The sequence below is a fragment of the Alphaproteobacteria bacterium genome (assembly GCA_025800285.1).
Lineage (GTDB): Bacteria > Pseudomonadota > Alphaproteobacteria > JAOXRX01 > JAOXRX01 > JAOXRX01.
This window is the reverse complement of sequence record JAOXRX010000062.1, coordinates 1-24,513: the sequence shown is the minus strand read 5'-3', so window position 1 is coordinate 24,513 and position 24,513 is coordinate 1. Positions and strand designations below refer to the sequence as shown.

General features: G+C 30.8%; 26 protein-coding genes and 1 pseudogene. 14 read left to right on the top strand and 13 right to left on the bottom strand.

Annotated features, from left to right (window positions below):
- Window positions 1-199: 199 nt before the first annotated feature.
- The 6 genes and pseudogenes from OIF36_03290 to alr all read right to left on the bottom strand — a co-directional run bounded on the left by OIF36_03290 (window position 200) and on the right by alr (window position 5,204).
- Window positions 200-1,912, bottom strand: a pseudogene (locus tag OIF36_03290) (30S ribosomal protein S1).
- Window positions 1,913-2,047: 135 nt separating this feature from the next.
- Entirely contained in the window at window positions 2,048-2,737 is a 690-nt protein-coding gene (locus OIF36_03285) for a glycoside hydrolase family protein (protein MCV6599486.1), read from the bottom strand.
- Window positions 2,738-2,762: 25 nt separating this feature from the next.
- On the bottom strand, window positions 2,763-3,410 hold the full coding sequence (gene cmk, locus OIF36_03280) for a (d)CMP kinase (protein ID MCV6599485.1): 648 nt from the start codon (window positions 3,408-3,410) through the stop codon (window positions 2,763-2,765).
- Between the two features lie 82 nt (window positions 3,411-3,492).
- Window positions 3,493-3,693 (bottom strand): hypothetical protein, encoded by a 201-nt coding sequence (locus OIF36_03275; protein MCV6599484.1) that lies wholly within the window; start codon window positions 3,691-3,693, stop codon window positions 3,493-3,495.
- Between the two features lie 34 nt (window positions 3,694-3,727).
- Entirely contained in the window at window positions 3,728-3,895 is a 168-nt protein-coding gene (locus tag OIF36_03270; GenBank protein ID MCV6599483.1) for a hypothetical protein, read from the bottom strand.
- Between the two features lie 229 nt (window positions 3,896-4,124).
- On the bottom strand, window positions 4,125-5,204 hold the full coding sequence (gene alr, locus OIF36_03265) for an alanine racemase (GenBank protein ID MCV6599482.1): 1,080 nt from the start codon (window positions 5,202-5,204) through the stop codon (window positions 4,125-4,127).
- Window positions 5,205-5,284: 80 nt separating this feature from the next.
- Here alr and OIF36_03260 point away from each other — a divergent pair, with 80 nt between their 5' ends.
- From OIF36_03260 to OIF36_03230, 7 genes are all read left to right on the top strand, one after another.
- Complete coding sequence (locus OIF36_03260; GenBank protein ID MCV6599481.1) at window positions 5,285-6,067, top strand: hypothetical protein; 783 nt, start codon at window positions 5,285-5,287, stop codon at window positions 6,065-6,067.
- Between the two features lie 170 nt (window positions 6,068-6,237).
- Complete coding sequence (gene gatC, locus OIF36_03255; GenBank protein MCV6599480.1) at window positions 6,238-6,525, top strand: Asp-tRNA(Asn)/Glu-tRNA(Gln) amidotransferase subunit GatC; 288 nt, start codon at window positions 6,238-6,240, stop codon at window positions 6,523-6,525.
- A gap of 6 nt (window positions 6,526-6,531) precedes the next feature.
- Complete coding sequence (gatA, locus tag OIF36_03250) at window positions 6,532-8,007, top strand: Asp-tRNA(Asn)/Glu-tRNA(Gln) amidotransferase subunit GatA (GenBank protein ID MCV6599479.1); 1,476 nt, start codon at window positions 6,532-6,534, stop codon at window positions 8,005-8,007.
- A 1-nt stretch (window position 8,008) separates the two neighbouring features.
- Window positions 8,009-8,731 (top strand): nucleotidyltransferase domain-containing protein, encoded by a 723-nt coding sequence (locus tag OIF36_03245; protein ID MCV6599478.1) that lies wholly within the window; start codon window positions 8,009-8,011, stop codon window positions 8,729-8,731.
- A 226-nt stretch (window positions 8,732-8,957) separates the two neighbouring features.
- Window positions 8,958-9,359 carry an endonuclease domain-containing protein gene (locus tag OIF36_03240; GenBank protein MCV6599477.1) on the top strand — a complete coding sequence of 134 codons (402 nt, stop codon included), beginning with the start codon at window positions 8,958-8,960 and terminating at the stop codon, window positions 9,357-9,359.
- A gap of 65 nt (window positions 9,360-9,424) precedes the next feature.
- Window positions 9,425-10,876: an Asp-tRNA(Asn)/Glu-tRNA(Gln) amidotransferase subunit GatB gene (gene gatB / locus OIF36_03235; GenBank protein ID MCV6599476.1), complete on the top strand. Its 1,452-nt coding sequence runs from the start codon at window positions 9,425-9,427 to the stop codon at window positions 10,874-10,876.
- Window positions 10,877-10,983: 107 nt separating this feature from the next.
- Window positions 10,984-11,415: a hypothetical protein gene (locus OIF36_03230; GenBank protein MCV6599475.1), complete on the top strand. Its 432-nt coding sequence runs from the start codon at window positions 10,984-10,986 to the stop codon at window positions 11,413-11,415.
- Window positions 11,416-11,417: 2 nt separating this feature from the next.
- Here the strand turns inward: OIF36_03230 and OIF36_03225 are convergent, their stop codons facing one another.
- From OIF36_03225 to OIF36_03215, 3 genes are all read right to left on the bottom strand, one after another.
- Window positions 11,418-11,876, bottom strand: coding sequence for a hypothetical protein (locus tag OIF36_03225; GenBank protein ID MCV6599474.1), 459 nt, complete (start codon window positions 11,874-11,876; stop codon window positions 11,418-11,420).
- Window positions 11,877-11,987: 111 nt separating this feature from the next.
- Window positions 11,988-12,311 (bottom strand): hypothetical protein, encoded by a 324-nt coding sequence (locus OIF36_03220; protein MCV6599473.1) that lies wholly within the window; start codon window positions 12,309-12,311, stop codon window positions 11,988-11,990.
- A gap of 71 nt (window positions 12,312-12,382) precedes the next feature.
- Window positions 12,383-12,988: a hypothetical protein gene (locus OIF36_03215; protein ID MCV6599472.1), complete on the bottom strand. Its 606-nt coding sequence runs from the start codon at window positions 12,986-12,988 to the stop codon at window positions 12,383-12,385.
- A gap of 145 nt (window positions 12,989-13,133) precedes the next feature.
- Between OIF36_03215 and OIF36_03210 the strand changes: the two genes are divergently transcribed.
- On the top strand, window positions 13,134-14,456 hold the full coding sequence (locus tag OIF36_03210; GenBank protein ID MCV6599471.1) for an aminotransferase class I/II-fold pyridoxal phosphate-dependent enzyme: 1,323 nt from the start codon (window positions 13,134-13,136) through the stop codon (window positions 14,454-14,456).
- Window positions 14,457-14,935: 479 nt separating this feature from the next.
- On the opposite strand, the gene gltX is transcribed toward OIF36_03210, so the two are convergent.
- From gltX to OIF36_03195, 3 genes are all read right to left on the bottom strand, one after another.
- Window positions 14,936-16,597 carry a glutamate--tRNA ligase gene (gene gltX / locus OIF36_03205; GenBank protein ID MCV6599470.1) on the bottom strand — a complete coding sequence of 554 codons (1,662 nt, stop codon included), beginning with the start codon at window positions 16,595-16,597 and terminating at the stop codon, window positions 14,936-14,938.
- A gap of 115 nt (window positions 16,598-16,712) precedes the next feature.
- Window positions 16,713-17,168, bottom strand: coding sequence for a hypothetical protein (locus tag OIF36_03200; protein MCV6599469.1), 456 nt, complete (start codon window positions 17,166-17,168; stop codon window positions 16,713-16,715).
- A gap of 130 nt (window positions 17,169-17,298) precedes the next feature.
- Window positions 17,299-19,494 carry an acetate--CoA ligase family protein gene (locus tag OIF36_03195; protein MCV6599468.1) on the bottom strand — a complete coding sequence of 732 codons (2,196 nt, stop codon included), beginning with the start codon at window positions 19,492-19,494 and terminating at the stop codon, window positions 17,299-17,301.
- A gap of 218 nt (window positions 19,495-19,712) precedes the next feature.
- Here OIF36_03195 and OIF36_03190 point away from each other — a divergent pair, with 218 nt between their 5' ends.
- Window positions 19,713-19,931 carry a hypothetical protein gene (locus tag OIF36_03190; GenBank protein ID MCV6599467.1) on the top strand — a complete coding sequence of 73 codons (219 nt, stop codon included), beginning with the start codon at window positions 19,713-19,715 and terminating at the stop codon, window positions 19,929-19,931.
- 74 nt (window positions 19,932-20,005) lie between these two features.
- Here OIF36_03190 and OIF36_03185 read toward each other — a convergent pair whose 3' ends face one another.
- The gene (locus OIF36_03185) at window positions 20,006-20,956 is read right to left on the bottom strand and encodes a KpsF/GutQ family sugar-phosphate isomerase (GenBank protein ID MCV6599466.1); all 951 of its coding nucleotides are present in this window, start codon (window positions 20,954-20,956) and stop codon (window positions 20,006-20,008) included.
- A gap of 135 nt (window positions 20,957-21,091) precedes the next feature.
- Here OIF36_03185 and OIF36_03180 point away from each other — a divergent pair, with 135 nt between their 5' ends.
- The 5 genes from OIF36_03180 (at window position 21,092) to OIF36_03160 (ending at window position 24,380) form a co-directional block, all read left to right on the top strand.
- Window positions 21,092-21,496, top strand: coding sequence for a hypothetical protein (locus OIF36_03180; protein MCV6599465.1), 405 nt, complete (start codon window positions 21,092-21,094; stop codon window positions 21,494-21,496).
- A 19-nt stretch (window positions 21,497-21,515) separates the two neighbouring features.
- Window positions 21,516-22,334, top strand: coding sequence for a hypothetical protein (locus OIF36_03175; GenBank protein MCV6599464.1), 819 nt, complete (start codon window positions 21,516-21,518; stop codon window positions 22,332-22,334).
- A 3-nt stretch (window positions 22,335-22,337) separates the two neighbouring features.
- Entirely contained in the window at window positions 22,338-22,691 is a 354-nt protein-coding gene (locus tag OIF36_03170; GenBank protein MCV6599463.1) for a hypothetical protein, read from the top strand.
- A gap of 71 nt (window positions 22,692-22,762) precedes the next feature.
- Window positions 22,763-23,218 carry an NAD(P)H-dependent oxidoreductase subunit E gene (locus OIF36_03165; protein ID MCV6599462.1) on the top strand — a complete coding sequence of 152 codons (456 nt, stop codon included), beginning with the start codon at window positions 22,763-22,765 and terminating at the stop codon, window positions 23,216-23,218.
- Entirely contained in the window at window positions 23,211-24,380 is a 1,170-nt protein-coding gene (locus OIF36_03160; GenBank protein MCV6599461.1) for an iron hydrogenase, read from the top strand. Before OIF36_03165 ends, OIF36_03160 begins: the two co-directional genes overlap by 8 nt.
- The last annotated feature ends 133 nt before the right edge of the window (window positions 24,381-24,513 follow it).

Genomic DNA, 24,513 nt, shown 5'->3' with positions numbered 1-24,513 from the left:
AAATCCTTGGTAACAATGCAAATCATTGTTTTATTTATTATAATTGCCGTATCTTTAACTTCTTGTAGCATAAAATAACACAAAAAGCAATAAAAAAGATAAGAAAGTTAATAATTTGTGTTTTATATGTTTTGAGAGAAAAAAAGGTGAGAACTTTATAATTCTCACCTTAAAATTAATTTAATTAATTATTAAATTATTATTTTTTTGAATTTAGAGCATTGTCTAAGATATCACCAAATGATGAAGTAAATTCTTCATTTTTTGTGTACTCAGCAATAGCTTCTTTTTCAGCAGCTATTTCAAGAGCTCTAACTGATAGAGTAACTTGTCTTGAGCTTCTGTCTATAGAAATAACTTTAGCTTCAATCTCGTCACCTTCGTTGTATTTTGTTACATCTTGGTCAGCTTTAGCTTTAGCTAAATCTGTAACTTTAACAAAACCGTGAAGTTCTTCATTGATTTCAACTTCAACACCTTCTTCTAATACTTTAGAGATTTTACCTTTTACAGCAGAACCTTTTTTAATGCCTTTTAGAGAAGATTCGAAAGTATCTTCAGTAAGTTGTTTAATACCTAAAGAGATTCTTTCTTTTTCTATATTAACATCTAAGATTCTAGCTTTAACGATATCACCTTTTTTGTATTCTTTAACAGCTTCTTCACCTGAGATATCCCAAGATATGTCTGATAAATGAACCATTCCATCAATTTCTTCGTTTAAACCGATGAATAGACCGAATTCTGTGATGTTTTTAACTGGACCTTCAATTACTTCTCCATCAGGGTGCTCATTATGGAAGCTTTCCCATGGGTTTGGAGTACATTGTTTTAGTCCTAAAGAAATTCTTTGTTTTTCTTCATCAACTTCTAGGATCATAGCATCAACTTCTTGAGAAGTAGATACTACTTTAGCAGGGTTGATATTTTTCTTTGTCCAAGAAATTTCAGAAACATGAGTTAGACCTTCAAGACCTTTTTCAAGTTCTATGAATGCACCGTAATCAGTAATGTTTGTAACTTTACCTTTTACAACTTGTCCAACTTTATATCTTTTTGAAACATCAATCCATGGGTTTTCTTCTAATTGTTTCATTCCCAAAGATATTCTGTTAGTTTCTTTATTAAACTTAGTGATTTTTACATCAATAGTTTGACCGATTTGTAAAGCTTCTGAAGGGTGATTGATTCTGCTCCATGAGATATCAGTTACATGAAGTAGTCCATCAATACCACCAAGATCGATAAATGCACCATAATCTGTGATGTTTTTAACGATACCTTTAACAACTTGACCTTCTTCCATTTTTGAAAGTAGTTCAGCTCTTGTTTCTTCTTGGTTTTCTTCTAAGATAGCTCTTCTAGAAACAACAATATTTCCTCTTTGTTTGTCCATTTTCACGATTGCGAATGGTTGAGGGTTGTTCATTAGTGGAGTAGCATCTTTGATAGGTCTTACATCAATTTGAGAACCTGGCAAGAATGCAACTGTTCCCATAACATCAACAGCAAAACCACCACGGATTTTATTGAAGATTGTTCCAACAACATGTTCACCATTGTTGTAAAGTTTTTCTAGTTCAACCCAAGCTTCTTCTCTAACAGCTTTTTCACGGCTAAGAACAGCAGAACCATTTTTGCTTTCAACTCTTTCGATGTAAACATCTACTTGATCTCCAACAGTTAGGTCTTTAGCTGAAGCATTGAATTCTTTCAGAGGCACTTTACCTTCTGATTTCAGTCCAACATCAATTGTAGCGAAGTCGCTATCTAGTTCAATGATAGTTCCTTTAACAACTGATCCTTCAAATTTTGTATCTTTACCGATAGTTTCGTTTAATAAATCTTCGAAGCTTTCGTTTAGTATGAATTCTTCTGTTTCTTTTTTTGTCATAATTTTTATGATTTCCTTTTTTTGCTCCTGTTTTCGGAGCGGTAATAGGCCGTTAAGACCCCGACTACGGGCATAATCCTAAACTAACCAGTTCTTCTAAAAAGAAGAGCTTATTTTATAACAGTTTTTTTTATAAAAAGCAAGTTTTTTAGTTTAATATAGGTTATTTATACAAACATCTAAAGGAAAGTCTATTTTGTTTATGCCTTTAATATCTGGTCTCTCAATTTTTGGAGCTTGATTTAGTAATTCATTAAAAGAACATGCTCTTTTAATTAATAAAGAGTTTGATAAAGCTCTAGTGGTTAATTCTCTTCCATAGTTGCTATTCATACATTCTTTTGAGGCTTGATCAAAATCTTTACTCTTTATGCATCTTATCATGTTTTTAAAAGTTAATAGACTGCCAATTCCCATATTGTAGCACATATCTGTTAATGCCATTTTCACACTATCTGGAGCATTTTTATAAAATGAATATTTGGACAAATATCTCTTGCTATCGTTTAATCTTTTAAATAATAGCATTTCAGCTTGAGCTTTTTTAATTTTTTTAGGATTTTTAGTATTTATATTAATTATTTTCATCTCTTCTTTTGTTAAAGGGAGTTTAGTTCCATATCCTATAGTTGGGGCTTTTTTATAACACATATATACATCGCTTCTAAATTCTTCGCAATGTTTTATCTTGTCTGCATTGTATGCTCTTAAAATTTCAGTAGTTAAATTAATTCTTTCTATTTTGAAGTATTTTTCATAAACGGCTTTGCCACCATATATAAAAGATATGGCAATAGCACCAGAAACACTAGCTTTTAATAAATTTTTTTTTGAAAGTTTCATTTTTATACCTTGTTATTTTACGAGCTTATTTTATATTCTCTTTACATTTATTGATTGCTTCAAGTATTGATAAGTTACTTGTGTCAATAATTATTGCATCTTCAGCTGGCTTTAAAGGAGCATCTTTTCTATTTGAATCTCTCTCATCTCTTTCTCTAATATCATTTAATACTGTTTCAAATGCAATATTTTCACCTTTTTCAAGCAATTCTTTATGTCTTCTTTCTGCTCTAACTTCAGCTGATGCTGTTACAAATAATTTAAAATCTGCAGTAGGGCATATAACAGTACCTATATCTCTTCCGTCTAATATGCTTCCATTTTTATCTAAAGGAGGGTTTTTAGCAAAATTAATCTGGCATTCAAAAAGAGCTTTTCTAACTTCAGTTATCGCTGCGATTTTAGAAACAGCGATTCCAACTTCAGCTGTTCTCAAATTTGGAGAGTTTAAAACATCAAAAGATATCTCATTTCCTAGCATGCTAGCATATTTTCCTGCTTCTTCTGCATTTTCAATATTCGCATTGTTCTCCAGCATTGAGTATGCAACGGCTCTATAAAGAGCTCCTGTATCCATATATGCTAAGTTTAAATCTTTTGCTAATGCTTTGCTTACTGTGCCTTTTCCCGCACCCGCAGGACCGTCGATTGCTATAACCATTTTACTATTCATGCTTATCTCCTTGAATTTAGCTATATTGTATAATTAAAATTAAAGTAAAAATCAACAAAAAAAGACCTGAAAAGGTCTTTTTTTATGTGTTTTGAGGTGTATCTGGTTTTTTCCCTTTGTATTTAGGGTGCAATGAAGGGTAGCCTGCTATTTTATTCATTCTTTTACCTGCTTCTTGGAACTCTTTGAGAACTTTTGGATCATCAAGGTCAATAAATGGTTTGCCCGTTTGCACTGTATCTGAAGAAAAAATTACAATTTCATCTTTTGTTTTTTCTGACATGTTCTTTTCCTTTAAATTTTAGTTAAGTGCTTTTTTAATTTGGTTGATATAACCCCGCTTGTTTACTTGGTGTAGAAGATTTATGTTGTTTGTTATCTTGCCTGCTCCAATTTAAAACAGGTCTGTAAAGAGGATGTCTCTTAATTTTTTCATCAACTCCAGCTGCTCCAATAGCTTTATTTTTATTAATTTCTTTTGTCATTATTTTTTCTCCTTATTAATTAGTTATAAAAAAAACTCTGCTTTTTAATCAGCAGAGTTTTTAAATTGAAATTTTTAATTACTTATTCAACACAAAACTCTGCTTTCCTAAGAAGCAGTAGAAGGTTGTTAAGAAGTAAGTAATTTTTTGTCATAATTTTTTATTCGTTCCTATTTTTGAATTTCTTGAAAAGAATATATCATAAGTTTTTTAAAAAATCAAGGGGTTTTTATTTAAAAATCCAATCATATCTTGTAGATAGCTTTGTTAAGATTTCACAACCATTTGTGTTAGCACAAGATCCTAACTCATCAACAGATTGATTTTCTCCTAATACTTCTAAAAAATCTCCTTGCTTTATTTCTTCATTTTTTAAGTTACTAATATCTACGGTTGCAACATCCATAGATATTAACCCTATTATAGGAAGTTTCTGCCCTTTGAAATATAAAAACCCATTATTAGAGTGTCCTCTTAGAAGAGAATCAGCATATCCTATATTGACAATAGCTATTTTACCATTCTTTTTAGCTTTATATGTCCCTAGATAACCAATTTTTTGACCTTTTTTCACTTCTTTTATTTGTAAAACATTTGCTTTTAAGCTTATAGCTGATTTTAGTTCATTGTTTTCATTATATAATGGAGATAAACCATAAAAAGTTCTTCCAGCTCTAACCATATCTAAATGATATTTTTTATTTCTAAATATACCTCCAGAGTTAGCGATAGATAATTTAGTTCCTTTAGGAAAGTATTTTACTAATCGTCTAAATTCTTTGTATTCTCTTTCACAAGCAGATGAATCCTCAATATTGGCTGAAGAGAAATGAGACATAACATAAGCTATGTTTAGCTCTTCAAATATATTTTGATTTCTTAAAGATTTAATTTTTTCTTCATCAATTCCTAACCTAGACAATCCTGTATCTAAATGTATAACACAAGGTTTGTTTTTAGCTACTTTATGCCATAGGATAATATCCTCAGGAGTATTTAATACAGGAATAAAAGCTTTTCTAATTATGTTTTTATAATTATCTTCTGCAAAGTCATATAGTATATATATGTTTGCCTTTTTAAACTTTAGAGATCTTTTTATATTTTTAGCCTCTTTAAAATGAGCTACAAAAAAGTCTCTAATTCCTTCTTGGTAAAGTAGTGGAGCAATTTTTTGACCTCCAACACCATAAGCATTTGCTTTAATAACAGCTGATATTTTAGCTTTTTTAGAAGTTTTCTTTTTTATAACAGATGTATTATATCTTATAGCATTCTTATCTATTATTATTTTTGAGTTATGTGTCATAGGAATTAAAAATATACCATAGTATAGAAAAAGGCAATAAAAAACTTGTTTTATAGTGTTTTTAAATGTATAGTTTCTTTATGAAGATAAAGTTTGACAAAGATTTAATTAAAAGATTCTCTCAAATAAGTTCTCCAAGAAGAGAGCCTTCAATTAATGTTTTTAATAAGAATACTAAAACTCTAATATTTGTCGCAGCAAAACATGGGGAAAATGCTAAAACTTTTTCTTTAATTGATAAAGCTTTTAAAGAGTTTAAGATTGATAAGGTTATAATAGAAAGAGATAAAAGTTTTAAACCTTTTATTAAAAAAATATTAGATAAAAAACAAAAATGTTCAGAGTTTTCTTATGCTATAAATAAATGTGGAGGGAGAGGGATAGTTTTTGGTGAGCCTTGTTTTGATGAACAAATATCAGAGTTAATAAAGTTGGGTTATGAAAAAATAGATATAGCTTTTTATTATTACTTAAGGTATTTGAATAATTTTAAGATAGAAAAATATAAAGATAATTTTATAAAAAGAGCAAAAGCTTATAAAGATGATAAATTTTATTTATATAGGATTAAAATTTTAAATTTAGATAAAGATGAAATATCTTTTGATAAATTCAAAAATTGGTTTAAGTCTAAATATAAAAAAGATTTAAGTTATGATAATTATAAATCAAATATGACCGCTCCATTTGACAGAGATGAAATTTCAACAATATCAGGAGATTTAACAAAAATCCGAGACAAAAAAGTTTTAGATGAAATTGAGGATATTTTTATCTCGGAGGATGTTGTTCTAGTTGTTTATGGGATGAGTCATTACGATACTCTAGAACATAGTATAAAAAACTCTATGAATTTAGTTTAAGCAAAATCTTTTGGCTTTTTTTACTTTTTTAGAAGTTTTATTCTTTATAACAGGTGTATTATATCTTATTGTATGATCTGAGAGAAAAAATATTGTTAATAAAACTTGATTTTAGAGTATAAAAATGTTAATAAAATAAAATCTATTTTATAAATTAGAAAGGTTTAAGAATGGCATTAGAAACAAAAGATATAAAGAAGATTGCTAAGCTTGCTAGAATAGAGATAAAAGAAGAACAGTTAGATGAGTATAAAGATGACTTATCAACTATTTTAGAACTAGCAGAACAATTAGCTGAAGTTAATACAGATGGAGTTGAACCAATGACATCAACTTATGATATGGTTTTAAGACAGAGAGAAGATGTTATTAACGATGGGAATTATCCTGAAAAAGTGTTATCAAATGCAACAGAGGCGGAAGAGGGATTCTTCACTGTTCCTAAAGTAGTGGAGTAAAAAGATATGAAATTAAATGAACTAACAATGATTGATGCTCTAAAAGGGCTAGAAAACAAAGATTTTACAGCTGTTGAACTAGTTAAAGCTTATTTTGATGCTATGGATGCTACAAAAGAGTTAAATTCTTACATAACAGAAACTAGAGATGTAGCTTTAAAACAAGCAGAAGAATCAGATAAAAGAAGAGCTGAAGGTAAAGCTTTGCCAATGGATGGTTTGCCAATAGCAATGAAAGATTTATTCTGCACAAAAGGTATTAAAACAACAGCAGCATCAAGAATGCTAGAGAATTTTGTTCCTGAATATGAATCAACAGTATCTCAAAATCTTGCTGATGCCGGTGTGGTTTTATTAGGAAAAGTTTCTAATGATGAATATGCTATGGGAGGATCAAATAAGACTTCTTATTTTGGACCAGTTATGAACCCATGGAAAGATAAAACAAGAACAGATGCTCATATTGTCCCAGGAGGATCATCAGGTGGTTCTGCGGCAGCAGTTGCTTCTTTCGCAGCAATTGGAGCTACAGGAACTGATACAGGTGGCTCAATTAGACAACCTGCATCATTTACAGGTATTGTGGGAATGAAACCAACATATGGTAGATGTTCAAGGTGGGGAGTTGTAGCTTTTGCTAGTTCTCTTGATCAATCAGGTGCAATGTGTAGAACAGTTGCTGACACAGCTTTAATGCTAGAGAACATGATGGGGTTTGATCCAAAGGACTCTACATCAGTTAACTTGCCAGTTCCAAACTTATCTGCTATGATAGGGCAAGATATAGCTGGAATGAAAATTGGTATTCCAGCTGAATACAGAAGTGATAATATGTCAACTGAAATTAAATCAGCATGGGATAAAGCAGCAGAGTTATTAAAAAAACAAGGTGCGGAAATAATAGATATTTCTTTACCTCATACTAAATATGCTGTTTCAACATATTATATCGTAGCTCCAGCTGAAGCCTCAGCTAACTTAGCTAGATATGATGGTGTTAGATATGGACACAGAACCGAAGAGAAAGTTTCTTCTCTGGATGATATGTATGCAAAAACTAGAGCAGAAGGCTTTGGTGAAGAAGTAAGAAGAAGAATATTGGTTGGAACATATGTTCTTTCTGCAGGATATTATGATGCTTACTATACAAAAGCTCAAAAAGTTAGAACTCTTATATCTCAAGACTTTAAAGAAGCATTTGAGAAAGTAGATGCTATATTAACTCCAGTTACTCCAACAACAGCATATGCAATTGAAGATGAGTTGTCTCCAGTTGAAATGTATATGGGGGATGTATTTACAATTCCTACATCAATGGCTGGTTTGCCAGGTATTTCAGTTCCAGTTGCTAAAGCAGAGAATGGATTACCAATTGGTGTTCAATTAATAGGTAAAGCTTTTGATGAAGAAACAGTTATAAAAGTAGCAGATGCTCTTGAAAGAGTAGCAGGCTTTGAATTAACTCCAGATATAAGAGGGTAATATGAAACATTTAGAAATAGTTAATGATATAATTAAGAAATATCCAAAAGCTAAAACTGTATTTTTATGCGGGTCTTTTGCAAGTGGATTAGAAACAAAAGCTTCTGATATAGATATACAAATAATTATGTCAGATAAAGATTTACCTAAAGCATATAGAAAAAGTTTTTATTATAAAGATTTCCCTGTTGAATTATTCTTTAATTCTGAAAAAAGCCTTAATTTATGGTTTGAAAGAGCTAGGAACTTGGGGACCGGTGGAGCTTTATATATGTTAGGTTTTGCTAAACCTATGATAGAAAACAAAGTAAGTAAAAGAATACAGAACAAAGCTAAGAAACTTCTTAAAAAAGGTCCTAAAGTATTGTCTAAACAAGAAATATACACTTATAAACATATAATAGCTGATGCTAGAGATGATGTTATTGGTGCAAAGAATGAAAGTGATTTTTATACTTCTCTTAGTTTGTTGTATGGGACTCTTTCTGATTTTTATTTAAGATATAACAAAATGTGGTCAACTACTAGAGTTGAAAAACATAGATTAAGAGCTTTAAATAAGCAAGATGAAAAAATGTATAAAGAATTTAGTAAAGTTTTTCACACATCATTTAAAAATAAAGAAATAAAAGAAGTGGTTAAGCTTACTAATAAGATTTTATCTTTAACAGGAGATTCTAGTTGGGAAACTAAAAAGGTTATAGCACCTTTTTATAAAAAATAAAAGAAAGCAAACAAATGATAAGAAAAATTATCAAAAGGAAAATTACATGCATTAAATACTCTCCCTTTGTGGGAGAGTCCAAGAGAGCAAGTTCCCTGAGCTTGTCGAAGGGCGAAGCTCGATTGGGTGAGGGGTGCAATATAAGTGTTTAGTTCTATCTTTTCAATTATGCAACCCTCCCCACATCTGCTCGCAGATTTGACCCTACCACAAGGGGAGGGTATATATGGTTAATAGCTCTATATATGATAATCCTTGTCATACTCAAATAAAAGAAAATATCAAAACATTTTCAAGAAATATGAGAAAGGCATCAACAAAAGAAGAAATTATATTGTGGAAGTTTATTAGAAATAAACAATTGGGAGTTAAATTTCGTAGACAGTATGTCTTAGACAATAAATACATTGTTGACTTTATTTGTTTAGAAAGAAAGTTGATTATAGAATTAGATGGTAGCCAACATTGTGGTAGCGAAAAGGACAAACAAAGGGATAAAGATTTGAGAGATCGTGATTTTAAAGTTTTAAGATTTTGGAACAACGATATATTAGAAAATATTGAGGGTTGCATTGAAAGAATAAATGATGTAATATGCAATGAAAATTGCACCCCTCCCCGAAACTAGCAAAACTAGTTTCGACCCTCCCACAGGGGGAGAGTATTAAAAAAAAGAGGTAAAAGGAATAAAAAATGAGAAAAATTATAAAAGGAAATACTGGAGATTGGGAAATAGTTATCGGGCTTGAAGTGCATGCTCAAGTTATTTCAAATAGTAAACTGTTCTCAGGAGCTCCAACAACATTCGGTGCAGAACCAAATAGCAATGTTTCATTAGTTGATGCTGCTATGCCGGGGATGCTTCCAGTTGTAAATATGGAATGTGTTAGACAAGCTGTTAAAACAGGGCTTGGTCTTAATGCTATTATTAATAAAAAATCAGTTTTCGCTAGAAAAAATTATTTCTATGCTGATTTACCTCAAGGTTATCAGATTACTCAGCCAGCTGGACAAGCTCTAGTAGGAGAGGGTGTTGTCGAGGTTAATATGGGAGACTATATTAAAAAAGTTAGAATTGAGCAGTTACACATCGAGCAAGATGCTGGTAAATCAATTCATGACATGCATCCAAGAAAAACATTTATTGATTTAAATCGTTCAGGTGTTTGTCTAATGGAAATTGTTTCTAAGCCAGATATTCATTCTGCGGAAGAGGCTGGTGCTTACTTTAGAAAACTAAGATCCATAGTTAGATATCTAGAAACATGTGATGGTAATATGGATCAAGGTTCTATGAGAGCTGATGTTAATGTGTCTGTTAATAGAGTGGGTGAAGGATTAGGAACTCGTCGTGAAATTAAAAATATGAACTCTATTAAGCATATTGAAAATGCAATTGCTTATGAGTCTATGTATCAAGTTAAAACTCTTGAAGCTGGTGGAACTATCGATCAATGTACTCTTCTATGGGATATAAACAAAGGAGAAACTAGAGTTATGAGATCAAAAGAAGATGCTCATGATTATAGATACTTCCCAGATCCAGACTTGCTTCCTTTAGTAATTACTGATGAGTTTATTGAGGATGTTAGAAAAACTTTACCAGAGCTTCCAGATGCTAAAAGAGAACGATTTGTAAAAGAATATGGAATTACAGATTATGATGCAGATATCTTAACTCAAGAGAAGTACCGTGCAGATTTTTATGAAGAAGCTGCTGCAGGGAAAGATGGTAAACTTGTTTCTAATTGGTTAGTTTCAGAATTATTAGGGATATTAAACAAAAACTTAATTGAGTTAGAAAATAGCCCTATATCAGCGAAACAATTAGGTGAATTAGTGGGGTTAATTGAGGACAACACTATATCTGGTAAGATAGCAAAACAAGTGTTTGAAGTTATGTTTGAAACAAGCAAAGATCCTTCTACTATAGTTGAAGAAAAAGGCTTGAAACAGGTTACAGACACTGGAGCTATTGAAGCTATTGTAGATGAGGTTATTGCTGAAAATCAAACTCAAGTAGCTGACTATCAAGGTGGTAATGATAGAATATTTGGTTTCTTTGTTGGACAGGTTATGAAAAAGTCTCAAGGTAAAGCAAACCCAGGTATTGCAAATAAATTACTTAAAGAAAAATTAGGTTAAAGTTAATTTATTTTTTAATTTTTAATAACATAAGGTGGTAAATTTACCACCTTATGTTGATTTTTACTCTTTTTTATGATAAAATACTGTAAAAAAAGGAAGAAAAAATGTTAAAACAAATATTAAAATCAAATGTAACTCTTGTTTTAGGTGCTATTATTGTTGTAGCAGCTTCTCCTAAAATTATAAATGTAGGACAAGAAAAAAAGTTTAATCTGTTGTTAGAAGAAAACAGTGAATACAAACAGTGTTTAAGCTCTTATAAAGAAAGATTAGATGCTAAAAAACCTGTAATTAAAGATTATGAAGTTTTTTTTATAAGAAAAATTATTAAAAGTAAAAATAAAGATTTATTAAAGTCATTTTTAAAAGGTAATTTAAACAAAGGTAGTGTAAATAGCTTATTAAGAATCAATAATTATAAAAAGAGAATTAGAAATAATCCAAAATTAATGAAAGAATACAATAAGCAGATTATTAACATTGCTAATAGCGGTAAAGATAATATAAATAAACAGAACGATTTAGTTCTTAACTAAAATTATATAACAAGACTTTCAGATATAACTTTTTTTGTGTTTAAGATAGGTACTATTTTAGTCTTTTTAGCCTCTTCAATTGAAGGTCTTTTTACTTTTATTTCTTGCTTGAACCAGTTTAAGGCCTCTTCGCTAGAGTCTAAATAAATTTGTGTAGAAGAATGATGTTTTTTTCTTCCTTTTACTATAGAGTTCTTAAAATACTTATCTAAGTTTTCTTTATTTTCAAATGAATTTCTTAGAAAGTTTTTGATTAGCTCGGTATCTAAACCTGTTTTTTCAGATATATCTTTATAACTTAAAAAAGAATCATCTATGTATGATTTTATGTTAGCTCCTAATTGCTTATAAGCCCAATTCTTTGATTTTTTATCTGCCAATATATACAACCCTTCATAACCAGAAGTTCTTAGTTTTAAGCCTTTTACTATAGGGAAGGGAAAAGTTTTTGAGCCCCCCATGAACCTTTCAATTTATATAATTCTTTTAGAATTTTTCTAATTGTGTTTGCTCTAATTTTGGTAATTTTCTCTAAATCATTTGCAGATAAGCTATCTTCAGGAACTAAATTTTTATATTTTTTCCTTCTCTCTATTTCTTTTTTTGCTTAAACTTTTTTGTTTTGTTATTTTTATTTTTTGTGATATAGCTATTCTCTTCTTATGAATTATTTGTAATTCTTTTTTTACTTTCTTTAAAAAGTCTTCTTCTGGAGAAATAAAAGTTTTATTAACAAAATCTGTTTTCTTTTTTCTACCGACTTTTATATATTCTAAATTTTCTTTTTGTTTCTTTAACTTATCTATTACATCTAAGGCATCAAATACTTTTATATTATATCTTTTAGCCAAATCTTCAGAGGATAACCAGTTGTGATTTATTATAATATTATTCACTTTACCTATCTCCTTTTATTAAAATATTATATAATAATATCACATTATTTAATAAAAGTACAGCTAAGTTTTTAAGGAGTTATGTAAAAGCTATTATTAACCCTTCTTTTAGTTTTATTTTTAAGAGATTTGTTTACTATATTTTTAAACCATTCCATTACTTTTTTATCAGGATTTAAATAATATCCTTTTGTATATTTTTTATTAATTTTTTGACCTTCTTTAATAGGAAACTCAAACCCCTCTTTTTGGGGGTCCCAAGAGTTTTTGTTTTCATATATTCTTTTTACTTCAGTATAGAGTCTATTGTTAGAAATCTTTAGTATATTTGCTAATAATACTGTTGATTTCCAATTTTCTGGTATGAAATCTGGTTCTCCATGATCTTTTCTTAATTCTTCAGAGACCCATTGCAAACATTTCTTATGAGGATTCATATAAAAATAATATTTATTTTGTTTAGTGTTCTTAATTTTTTGAATAGGAAAGTTTTTTATCTCTAATTTTTCATTATTATAGTTATACAGTCTGTCTAAAGTGTAGTGTATTTTTTCAAACTCATACCTTAATTTTTGTTTTAAAATTTTAGAAGATACAGGTTTGTAATTATCAAAGTTTTCAATTTCAGATAATCTATTAATTATCTTTTTATCTTCTACTGTTAATACTGATGACATAATATTTTTACATTCCTTTTTAATTATGGAGTATTATATCATAAAATTCATAAAAAGTATATGCCTGATTACATTAAAATTAGTTTGAAAAAATATTTTTTTATGCTATAAGTATGAAAAATATATAATATATAGCGAGAAAAAAATGAAAAATAATATGCCAAGAATGTCAAAATATTTTGACTCTATACAGCCAAGTGCAATTAGATTGTCTGGATTAGAATTCTCAAAAAGAGAAGATAGAAATGAAATTAATGTATTAGATGTATCTGTAGGTAATGTATCTTTGCCTATGCCTAAGATTTTACAAAAAAGGATGTTTAATTTATGTAATGAGACATCACCCTTTGCGAATGGGGTAAACAGTTATACTTGTACTAGAGGAACAGAAGAGGCTAACAATGCTTTTTTGAATATATTAAAACATGAAGGGTTTGATATTAGTAATCTTTATACTCAAATAACAGACGGTGGTTCAAAGGCCATGGAATTAGCTATTTTAGGTATATGCGGAGAAGCAGGCAAAAAGAATAAACCTCTTATGGTAATGGATGCTGCTTATACTAACTATATGTCTATAGCAAGAAGATTAGGCAGAAAAACTGTTTCTATTACTAGGCACCTGAATGAAGATGGGCTTTTTGCTATTCCTTGTATCAAAGAAATAGAGAAAGCAATAAAGAAGCATAAGCCTAACTCTTTATTGGTGATACCTTGTGATAACCCAACTGGACAAAAGTTTACTAAGCAACAAATGATAGATTTAGCAAAGTTATGTGTTAAATATAATATTTGGATGCTAAGTGATGAAGCTTATAGAGAGCTTATATACACTAAAGATAAAGAAGTTATTAGTATTTGGGGAATTACAGATAAAGAAGTTCCTGGAATTGAAGGAAGGCGAATATCTATAGAGACAAGCTCTAAAATGTGGAATGCTTGCGGTTTGAGAATAGGGGCTCTTATAACCGATAACAAGGAGTTTATAGAAAAGTCTGTTTCAGAGAATACTGCTAATTTATGTGCAAATTCTATTGGACAGTATATATTTGGAGCTCTTGCTGAAGCTAAAAAATCTGAATTAAACAGATGGTATGAGAAGCAAAGAAAGCATTATTATAAAATCGCAACCGCTGTAGAAGAGGGCTTTAAAAAAGAGCTGCCTGATATTATAGTATCAAAAGCAGAAGCTTCTTTATACTCCGTTATAGATGTTAGAAATATTGTTGATGAAAAATTTAATTGTGTTGACTTTATTAAGTTTTGTGCAGCAAATGGTAAAGTTAAAATAAAAGGGAATTATAGGACTCTATTTTTATCTCCAATGTTAGGATTTTATAGTGTGAAGAAATTATCTAAGAATCCGGGGAGAACTCAAATGAGAATATCCTATGTAAGAGAGCTAAAAGAGATGAAACAAATACCAGTATTGTTTAAAAGTCTATTGGAAGATTTTTTGAGACAGTAAAATTGTTATTCTATTCTTCCAATATTTCCTATTCATTATTCTGATGAGCAGAGCGAATAAGAATCTCACTATGCTAAAGAAGTGCCAAACTTTCTATTTGTCGTCATTCTGAACGGACACAGTTATGTGGTAGTGAAGAATCTCATTGTTATGCAGGATGTAAATCAATATTACACAGGCATGAAAAGATTCTTCGTTACACTCAGAATGACATTATCTAAAAAAACACTACCTTAATACTCAGTCCGTCATTCTAAACGGACACACTTGTGTGGTAGTGAAGAATCTCATTATGATGCAGGATGTAAATCAATATTACACAGGCATGAAAAGATTCTTCGTTGCACTCAGAATGACGATAGAATAAGATAGCATGATAAAAAGATTTTTCGACTCCTTGCAGTCGCTCAAAATGACACTACAACTTTCTCATCTCCGCTCGTCAGAATTGCAGAAAAATTGATTTAGGTTAAAAGAATTTATATAGATATTCTTTTAAATACTCTTTCTTTGCCCATTACATGCATCATATAGTATAAATCTGGTGATTGAGGCTCTCCTGTTAACAGAACTCTGAATATCTTGGCAAAGTTAGCCATTGAACCTTTATATGCATCAGGGTTCTTCTTATATTCTTTACCATTTGTGCAATATCCATGTTTTTCTGCTAGCTCTTTAAATGAGTTAAACCATTCCGATTTATCTAGAGCCATATTTTTATCATAATCAGCAATAAAATCAATAACAATAGCTTTTGCCACTGCAGGATCTGGGTTGCCAGCTTTTTCCATAAACTCTTCTTTTGTCAGAGAAAATTCATCATCAAAGAAGTAAGACATAGTATCCCAAGCTTGAGACCACATAGTAATGTCTTTTCTTGGTTTGTTTGTATTTTCTCTCTCAATATTAATTATTTCTTTGATGTAATCTTTATTCTGCACCATTTTTTTATGCAAGTGAGCATCTCTATTAATAGCCCATTTCTCTAATTCATTATAGACTTCATCTTTAGTTAATCTAGATATATAATTTTGAGAAACATGATTTAACTTATCAAAATCAAATAAAGCTCCACTTTTATTTAGCTTATTCACTTTTAATTCAAAGTCTTTTAAATCAGCTAAAGGGTTTTGTTTTCTCCATTGCTCAAAGTCAGAATTAGCTATATTAAATAGATATTCCAACACTGCTTGCACAGGATATCCAACTTCATCATAATAAACAACACTTGCTTCTGGATCTTTTCTTTTTGATAACTTTCTTCTCTTTCCATCATCCATTTTTTCAATAGGGGATATATGAGCATACTTAGGAGCCTCCCATCCCATTGTTTCAAATAGTTGTAAGTGTAAAGGCAGAGATGATATCCATTCATCACCTCTAACTACAAGATTGGTTCCCATTAAATGGTCATCAATTAAATGAGCAAAATGATAGCTTGGCAGTCCATCTCCTTTAAGGATTGGAATATCAAAATCATTTTCTGCTATATTTCTTTTCCCTTTAACAGAGTCTTCAATTAGGATTTTATTTGAGTGTTTACCATTAGATTTAAATCTAATTACATAATCTAATCCCGCATCAAGTTTAGCTATAATATCTTCTTCAGATAATCTTCTACATCTAGCAAAGTTACCATAATATCCAGTTCTTAAGTCTTCTTTCTTTTGTCCTTCACGAACTTCATTTAACTGTTCTGTTGTACAAAAACAAGGGTATGCTAAATCATTTTCAAGCATATATTTTATGTATGCTTTATATATATTAGCTCTCTTGCTTTGAGTATAAGGTCCATAGTTATCTTTATCAGAATCATTTAAAAATGGTCCCTCATCAATTTCTTTGTTTAATAATCCATATTTAATAAGATAATCAACAATTATTTCTCTAGCACCAGAAACTTCTCTTTTTGTATCAGTATCTTCAATTCTCAAGAAAAACTTTCCATTAGTCTGCTCTACAAGCTTTTTAGATATCATTGTTTGATATATAGTTCCAATATGCATAAATCCAGTAGGAGATGGTCCTGTTCTACTAACAACGGCTCCTTCTGGCAGATTTCTTTTTGGGTATTTAGCTTCAATTTCTGCGATTGAAGGTAAATCATCACTTATAAGTCTTTCAACTAATTCTTTTTTCATTACTTCTCTTTCCTAAATATATTGTATTAATATGCTTGTTTTTATCATATTTATAAAAAAAAAGCAATCTAAATTTATAGACTGCTTTTTATAACTAATATTATAAATGAATCTATTATTTTAATTCACTTTTTATAACTCTAGTCTGGTTTCTGTTCTCTAAAAGAAGAACTTCATCACCTGGTTTTAACGGATTAGCATCACCTTGAACTATAGAGATAACTTCTCCTGTAGCTCTTAATTCAATTATATACTGATATCCGCCTTGGTTTGTAATCCAACCATCGATAGTTCTCCCTATGCCAGAGCCTATTAATGCTCCTAAAGATGCAGATAGAACCTTAATTGTATCATTTTCTCCAACTGTTGATCCTGCAAGTCCACCGATTATAGCACCACTTCCTGTTCCAACAACTTTATCACCTTCTACTTTAACTGGTAATACTTGAAGAATCTTACCTTTTAAAATGCTTCTTGTCTGAAGAGTTTCTCTTTCATTGTAAACATTAGAATCTATGTTTTTAGCACATGCACTAATTAATAAAAGTGCTATAAATAAAAGCTTTTTCATATGGAGTCTCCCTTTAATATTAATTAAACCTATATTTTTTGAATAGCATATAAAGCTGAAAAATGCAACTTTAAAAAAAATACCTCCGCAAATTGCAAGAGGTATTTTTCTTTAACAGATTGAGTATTTATTAAATACCAGCTGTATCTTTTGATGTAGATTTTGGATTAATTGCAAATCTAGCACTTCTATCTTCACCATTGAAAGGTTTTACTAATACTCTAGCATCAAGAGCAATAGCTTCTTCGTGGTTAGCAAAGATAGGGTTTAAATCTAATTCAATGATTTCTGGGAAATCTTCAATTAGTTTACAAACATTAACCATAATTTTAGCAACTAAGTCTTTTCTTGCAGCTGGAACATCTCTGTATCCATTCATAAGTTCAGAAACTTTAGTTCTATTAATCATAGAAGTTGCAATATTCATATCCATTGGAGGAAGTTCTAAAGTTGTATCTTTAATGATTTCAACAGCTGTACCACCTCTACCGAATAGAACAACAGGACCGAACTGAGCATCTTCATTAACACCAACGATTAATTCGTGATAGTGATCAAGATTTACAAAGTTTTGAACTGAGAATCCTTCGATTTTTGCATCTGGACAATTTTTACCAACTCTTACAAGCATTTCTTCACATTCTGTTTTCAACTGTTCTGGAGTTTTAATGTTTAGAACAACACCACCAGCATCAGATTTATGAGTAATATCATGAGAGAAGATTTTTAACACTAAAGGATAACCTAGATCTTCACCTGCTTCGATAGCTTCTTCTGTAGTAGCTACATTAATAGTTCTAGCTACAGGGATTGAATATGCATGAGCTACATTCTTAGCTTCATATTCTGATAACCATTCTCTTCCTTCAGCAATTGCTCCATCTATAATAGCTTTAACTGCATCATAATCGTATTCAGCATCAGCAACTGGAACAGCAGGGCTGTTTAAAAAGTCTTGATCTTTTTTATAGTTAGCAAGATACATAAATCCTTTTGTAGCTTCAGCAGGAGTGTTGAATGAAGGAATTTTGTTATCCATAAATATTTTCTTTGAAGTTTCTGCAGCACCAGCACCTAACCAGTTAGCTAAAACAACTCTATCAGAGTTTGTAGCTTTAATAGCATTAACAACACCATTTGCACCATCTGCAGAATCACAAACAGCAAGAGGGCAGTTAAGAACTAAAACAGCTGAGTCATCGTTCTCATCTTCTAATACTTCTCTTACAGAATCTTCATATCTTTTTCCTGGAGCATCACCAATAATATCAATTGGGTTTGCATGAGACCATGTTTCAGGTAGCACTTCATCAAGTTTAGCTTTTGTTTCAGGGTTTAGTTCAGTTAGTTCACCACCATCAGAAATCAAAGCATCTGTTGCTAGAAGACCAATACCACCACCATTTGTAACAATAGTTAATTTGTTATTATTAATTTTTTTACCTGAAGCGATAATTTCAACAATTTGGAACATTTCGCTTAGGTTTTCAACTCTAATTAAACCAGCTCTTTTGAATGCAGCATCATAAACAGCATCTGAACCAGCAAGAGCACCTGTATGAGAAGCAGCAGCTTCTGCAGCAGCATCAGATTTACCTGATTTGATTAAAATAACAGGTTTTTTCTTAGCAGCTTCACGAGCAGCTTTCATAAATTCTCTTGTTTCTTTAACAGATTCCATATACATAATTATAGCATCTGTTGCATCATCGTTACCAAATTGTTCTAGAACATCATCGAAATCAACATCAGCCATGTTACCTAAAGATAGTAGATGTGAGAAACCAATGTTTTTAGCCATAGCTAAATCAACAACTGAACTTAAGATAGCTCCTGATTGAGCAGCAAAAGCGATATTACCTTTTAAAGGAGGACAAATAACGAAACCAGCAGCAAGTCCAACCTCTGGAGTCATAACACCAAGACAGTTTGGCCCAGCAATTCTCATGCCATATTTTTTAGCGATTTCTACTAATTCTGCTTCTTTTTTCTTACCTTCTTCTCCCATTTCACCGAAACCAGCAGTGATGATAAGAGCAACTTTAGTTCCTTTTTGACCTAAAGACTCTAATGTAGCTGGGATAAAATCTGGACGAATAGCTATAAGAGCTAATTCTGGAACTGTAGGTAAATCATCTATGCTTTGGTATGATTGCATACCACAGATTTCAGCACCTTTAGGGTTAACTAACATTAATTCCCCTTGGAATTCACCTTTAATTAGGTTTTCTGTAACAACTCTTCCAATTGATTGTTCTCTATTGGAAGCACCAATCATCGCAACTGATTTAGGAGCGAATAAATATTCTAAATTTTCAGTACTCATTTTTGTTGATTCTTTCTTTGATAAATTGTAGTAATTTTTAAGCACTCTATATACAATAAAATCGCTCCTTTGTCAAGTTATTTTAAAACCTTAAGCTTTGAAAGTATTTTTATTTCAATAAAAAACTAGTAAAGTTATTGAAATTACATTTTTTTTATGATAGTATTAACTATATTTTTCATATATAACAATGAAAAAAATAATAGAAAGGTGAAAATATGGAAGAGAATTATAAAGCAACAGATATGGCAAAAGATGTATTAATTTCATTAGCTTTAGCGGTATGCCTTTGTGAAGGATTAGAAAAAAAGACTGAAGAAAAAGTTAAACCAATTGAGATTAAAAAAGAAATCCCAGCTATTAAGATTAAAGATGCGGCAATGTCTAACTCTAGAATTGCATACTATAAAAAATTGCAAAATCATAGTTTAAGTTAAAATTGATAATAAAAGGCACTTTTTTAAGTGCCTTTTTTTGTTAAATCTTTTGTTATTATTTAGATGAATTGATTTTACATAACCCCATTTTTTAGATAGTCATGCATATGTATGATACCTATTGCTTTATTAGCTTCATCCACAACAAAAAGAGCTGTAATAGATTTGTTATTCATAATCGCTAACCCCTCTGCAGATAAGCATGATTTTGTTGTTGTAATCGGATTAGCAGTCATTATATCTTTAGCGGTTTTATTCATTATATCTTCTACATGACGACGAATATCTCCATCTGTAATAATACCAACTAACTTGTTGCTATTATCTACAATTCCAACACAACCCATTTTCTTATTAGACATAATTTCTATAACTTTATTCATAGCATCATCTTCTTTTGCTAATGGTAAATCATAATCATCATGCATAATTTCTTCATTTCTAATTAAAGCTGCACCTAGTTTTCCTCCTGGGTGGAAATTGCCAAAATCTTCTGCAGAAAAACCTCTTCTTTTCAATAGAGCTACAGCTAAAGCATCTCCAATAGCTAAAGTTAGTGTTGTTGATGTTGTAGGAGCAATTCCTAAAGGGCAAGCCTCTTTCTCATAATTTAAATTGATGTGATAGTCTGCTGCTTTTCCTAATGTTGACTCTGAATTTCTAGATATAGAAATTAAAGGTATTGAGAACCTCCTTGTGTAAGTTATTATATCTCCTAATTCTTTTGATTCTCCTGAGTTAGATATAGCTATAACCGCATCGTTTGAAGTAATCATGCCCAAGTCTCCATGAGAAGCTTCTCCAGGATGTACAAAAAATGATGGAGTCCCCGTAGAAGCAAGTGTTGCAGCTATCTTTTTACCGATATGCCCACTTTTACCCATTCCAGTTATAATTAATCTACCTTTTATATTTAATATAAGTTCTATAATTTTAGAGCATTCTTCTCCAAGAGTTTCCGCTAATTTAATCATTGCATTAGCTTCTTCTAGCAAAGTTTCTTTCATTATTTTAATGTCATTCATTTTATTTCCCTCTTATTCAATTGATAAATATGAATAATGTATAATGCTTTTAAATTAAAAAATCAATTTTTTCTTGTTTTTTTCTTAAAGAAGAATTATAATACATACTATAAAAACTAAGAAAAAGAGGTATTTATGATTACTGAACAAAAAAAACATAGCAAACAAGTAGAAGAGGCACAGTTCAGCTCGGATATAGCTCCAGAGTCTTCTGATAAATCTTCCGTTGCCTCTAATGTTGCATCTTCTTCTTCAGATGAAGCTAAAGTATCCGCAAGTTTAGAAAATAAACAAACTGTTGATATTGCTGCTAACACAGAACAAGTAAGTAAAACTAGAATTGAAGAGAAGATAGAAGAGAAAACAGCAAAAAAGATTGAACTAAACGATGCTGAAAGATCTAAAGCAGAAGAAATAAATAATAAATTACCAAAACGAGCAATTCCAATTGGCATAGCTAGTCATAAAGAGTTGAATAGAGAAATTAACAAACAAAACTTAACCAAAGAGCAGTTAAAAAAACTGGGCATGGAAGTTTAAAAATTAAAGGAGATATAAAATGAGTGAAGAAAACAAAAAAGAAGAAAAAGATGGATTCCTTAGTGCATTCTTTAAAAGAATAGGAAAAAACGAAGGACCAAACACAGGTAATTTCTCTACACTAACTGGAGAAGCTGTTGGTGGTGTAGGTGATTGTTTATTAGGTCCTGCTGATAATGCTGTTCGAGGAATTGTAGATTTAGCACAAGGAGATGTAGATTCAGCCTTAAAAGAAACTAAAGATGCAGCTCACAGTATAACTCCTCGTTTTGCAAGTGATACAGTTAGTGGTGTTATAAAAGGAGGAGGGAGCTTTTTAAAAGGAACCTTTGGAGGTTTATATGAATGTTGTAAAGGAAATTTTAAAGAAGGAGGTTCTAAAATTGGTAATGGGGTTAAAGACTTAGTTAAAGAACCAGTTGTTGGAGTTGGTAAAGATTTAAAAGACATTGCTTTAGCACCCGTTACTGCTGGTAAAGCTATTGTTAAAGGTGGCAAATTTTTAATAAACCCTAAAAGAGAAGTTTACAAAACACTTTATGGAGTAGATATAGAAAACATAGATAATAAAAAACAAGATTCTAAAGTTAAAGAAAAAGAACCTATTAAAGTTAAGGACGAAAATCAAAATTCTAAAGCTGAATCAACTAAAAAAGATATGATAGATCCTAAACCAGAGCAAAAAAAGGCTCCTAGTGATCATGATATTGCAACATCTCTTCCTAAAGCAGGTTTACCTGATGGAGAGCAACATAAAGCAACAAAGCAGAATAAGCCTAAAGCTGAAGAAGAAAGAGTAATAGCAAAACTAACTGATTTAAATGAAATGAAAGTTTAAAGAATGGGTTTGACCTCTAAGTTAAAAAATAAAGCAATATCTTTATCAATTATACTAATGACGGGAGCTTCTGCTGGTTGTATAAACAGTAAAAATGTTAAACATACCATAGAAGTTCCTATGCATTGGGTTGAAGATGCTTTTGCTCCAGAGCAAGAGGTTTGGGACAAAGAGTTTCAATCTGATAAGGATAAAATATCTAAAATAGTTAAAAATCAGCAATCAAAAAATAAAATAGTTGAAATTGAAATACATGACCCAAATGTTATAATACCTGTTAGTATGCTTCCTGATAAATACATTATAAAAAATAACAAGCAACATAGTAGAAAAAAATACTCAAAACCAGAGTTTTAAAAAAATACTGGACTTTTTAATACAAAATTTTATATATTAGTTTTATAAATCAAATATTTTAAGGTCAAGAAATGAATAAATTTACAGAAATAATAAGTAAATATCCAAAAGATAGAAGTTATTTAATTGAGATATTAAGAGAAATACAAAAAGAATATAGCTATATATCCTCAGAAGCCATGCAAACAATATCTAAAGAGTTAGGTATTATGGATATAGAGGTTGAAGATGTTATTGATTTTTATGATATGTTATCGAAAAAGCCTCAAGGCAAATATGTTATAAGAGTTTGCAAAACTGCCTGCTGTAAAATAGCAGGAGCAGATAGCATAATTGACTCTATAAAGAAAGAAATAGGAGTTAACGAACTTGGAGAAATTTCTCCTGATGGGTTATTCTCTATCGTGCAAACAGAATGCATAGGGCAGTGTGATAAAGCTCCTGCCATGTTAATAAATGAAAAGCCTTATGGGTTTTTAACATCTAATAAAATCTCTGATATAATAAAGGAGTATAAAAATGCTTAAAAAAGGTCCTTTAACATTTATAGAAATAGAAAAACTAGAGCCATTGAAAAAAGCTCTAAACACAGATAAAAAAGATATTGTAGATGAGATTTGTAAATCTAAAATGCGAGGCAAAGGCGGTGGCGGATTTCCTACAGGGATGAAGTGGAAGAATGCTTATGATGCTGTATCACAAACAAAATATGTATTATGTAATGCAGACGAAGGAGAACCAGGTACATTCAAAGACAGAGAAGTATTAGAAACTACTCCAAACTTATTATTCGAGGGAATGACTATATGTGGTTATACAATTGGAGCTAAAAAAGGCTATTTATATTTAAGAGGCGAATATGAGTATATGAAAGATAAATTAAACTCTGTTTTGCAAGAAAGAAGAGATAAAAACCTATTAGGAGAAAATATATTAGGCTCTGGGCTTAATTTTGACATTGAAATTCGCATGGGAGCGGGAGCCTATATTTGTGGAGAACAATCAGCTCTAGTTGAGTCAATAGAAGGTAAACCAGGTTTCCCAAGAGAGAAATTCCCTTTATTAACAGAAGAAGGCTTATGGGGAAAACCAACCTGTGTCAATAATGTCGAAAGTTTTTGTTGGTGTAGCACTATAATATTGAAATCAGCAGACTGGTTTTTAGAGCAGGGCTCAGAATGTTCTACTGGTCCGAAACTATACTCTATATCAGGAGACATACCTGTAGAGCAAAAAGGTGTTTATGAATATCGTTGTGGATGCAAACCGTCTGAGCTTTTTGATGCTATAGGTATAGATAGATCGAATGTACAAGCGGTTCAAATAAGTGGTGCCGCAGGTGAGTGCATAACAGTAGATGAATTAGATAATAGAATTATGGGTTATGAAGATATTTTTAGTGGAGGCTCTATTATGGTGTTTGATAAATCCAGAGATATGCTGGAGATTTTGCAAAATTTCATGGAATTCTTTGTTCACGAGAGTTGCGGACAATGCTCTGTTTGTCCTCTAGGCAATGTTAAGCTTTTAGCTGCTGTTAAAGCTATAAGAGCAGGTAACATGACTCAAGAGAGAATGAATGATGTAAAAGATATGATAATTATGATGAAAGATCAGAATCTTAATCGTTGCGGCTTAGGTCAAACCTCTCCAAATCCTTTTGAGAGTATATTGAAAAACTTTAATTAATAAGTTTTTTTATAGTTTTTCTTACTTCGTCATTCTTGTAGATGTTAAATAATTCGTGGACAGTTTTCGTTAAATATAAGAAGATGAATTTAACGAAGGAAAGGAACGAATAATGAGCATAAAGTTAAAGAAT

Bases quoted from the DNA above. Each gene is read 5' to 3' on its own strand.
- OIF36_03285 (MCV6599486.1), bottom strand. From the start codon at position 2,737: ATGAAACTTTCAAAAAAAAATTTATTAAAAGCTAGTGTTTCTGGTGCT.
- cmk (MCV6599485.1), bottom strand. From the start codon at position 3,410: ATGAATAGTAAAATGGTTATAGCAATCGACGGTCCTGCGGGTGCGGGA.
- OIF36_03275 (MCV6599484.1), bottom strand. From the start codon at position 3,693: ATGTCAGAAAAAACAAAAGATGAAATTGTAATTTTTTCTTCAGATACA.
- OIF36_03270 (MCV6599483.1), bottom strand. From the start codon at position 3,895: ATGACAAAAGAAATTAATAAAAATAAAGCTATTGGAGCAGCTGGAGTT.
- alr (MCV6599482.1), bottom strand. From the start codon at position 5,204: ATGACACATAACTCAAAAATAATAATAGATAAGAATGCTATAAGATAT.
- OIF36_03260 (MCV6599481.1), top strand. From the start codon at position 5,285: ATGAAGATAAAGTTTGACAAAGATTTAATTAAAAGATTCTCTCAAATA.
- gatC (MCV6599480.1), top strand. From the start codon at position 6,238: ATGGCATTAGAAACAAAAGATATAAAGAAGATTGCTAAGCTTGCTAGA.
- gatA (MCV6599479.1), top strand. From the start codon at position 6,532: ATGAAATTAAATGAACTAACAATGATTGATGCTCTAAAAGGGCTAGAA.
- OIF36_03245 (MCV6599478.1), top strand. From the start codon at position 8,009: ATGAAACATTTAGAAATAGTTAATGATATAATTAAGAAATATCCAAAA.
- OIF36_03240 (MCV6599477.1), top strand. From the start codon at position 8,958: ATGGTTAATAGCTCTATATATGATAATCCTTGTCATACTCAAATAAAA.
- gatB (MCV6599476.1), top strand. From the start codon at position 9,425: ATGAGAAAAATTATAAAAGGAAATACTGGAGATTGGGAAATAGTTATC.
- OIF36_03230 (MCV6599475.1), top strand. From the start codon at position 10,984: ATGTTAAAACAAATATTAAAATCAAATGTAACTCTTGTTTTAGGTGCT.
- OIF36_03225 (MCV6599474.1), bottom strand. From the start codon at position 11,876: ATGGGGGGCTCAAAAACTTTTCCCTTCCCTATAGTAAAAGGCTTAAAA.
- OIF36_03215 (MCV6599472.1), bottom strand. From the start codon at position 12,988: ATGTCATCAGTATTAACAGTAGAAGATAAAAAGATAATTAATAGATTA.
- OIF36_03210 (MCV6599471.1), top strand. From the start codon at position 13,134: ATGAAAAATAATATGCCAAGAATGTCAAAATATTTTGACTCTATACAG.
- gltX (MCV6599470.1), bottom strand. From the start codon at position 16,597: ATGAAAAAAGAATTAGTTGAAAGACTTATAAGTGATGATTTACCTTCA.
- OIF36_03200 (MCV6599469.1), bottom strand. From the start codon at position 17,168: ATGAAAAAGCTTTTATTTATAGCACTTTTATTAATTAGTGCATGTGCT.
- OIF36_03195 (MCV6599468.1), bottom strand. From the start codon at position 19,494: ATGAGTACTGAAAATTTAGAATATTTATTCGCTCCTAAATCAGTTGCG.
- OIF36_03190 (MCV6599467.1), top strand. From the start codon at position 19,713: ATGGAAGAGAATTATAAAGCAACAGATATGGCAAAAGATGTATTAATT.
- OIF36_03185 (MCV6599466.1), bottom strand. From the start codon at position 20,956: ATGAATGACATTAAAATAATGAAAGAAACTTTGCTAGAAGAAGCTAAT.
- OIF36_03180 (MCV6599465.1), top strand. From the start codon at position 21,092: ATGATTACTGAACAAAAAAAACATAGCAAACAAGTAGAAGAGGCACAG.
- OIF36_03175 (MCV6599464.1), top strand. From the start codon at position 21,516: ATGAGTGAAGAAAACAAAAAAGAAGAAAAAGATGGATTCCTTAGTGCA.
- OIF36_03170 (MCV6599463.1), top strand. From the start codon at position 22,338: ATGGGTTTGACCTCTAAGTTAAAAAATAAAGCAATATCTTTATCAATT.
- OIF36_03165 (MCV6599462.1), top strand. From the start codon at position 22,763: ATGAATAAATTTACAGAAATAATAAGTAAATATCCAAAAGATAGAAGT.
- OIF36_03160 (MCV6599461.1), top strand. From the start codon at position 23,211: ATGCTTAAAAAAGGTCCTTTAACATTTATAGAAATAGAAAAACTAGAG.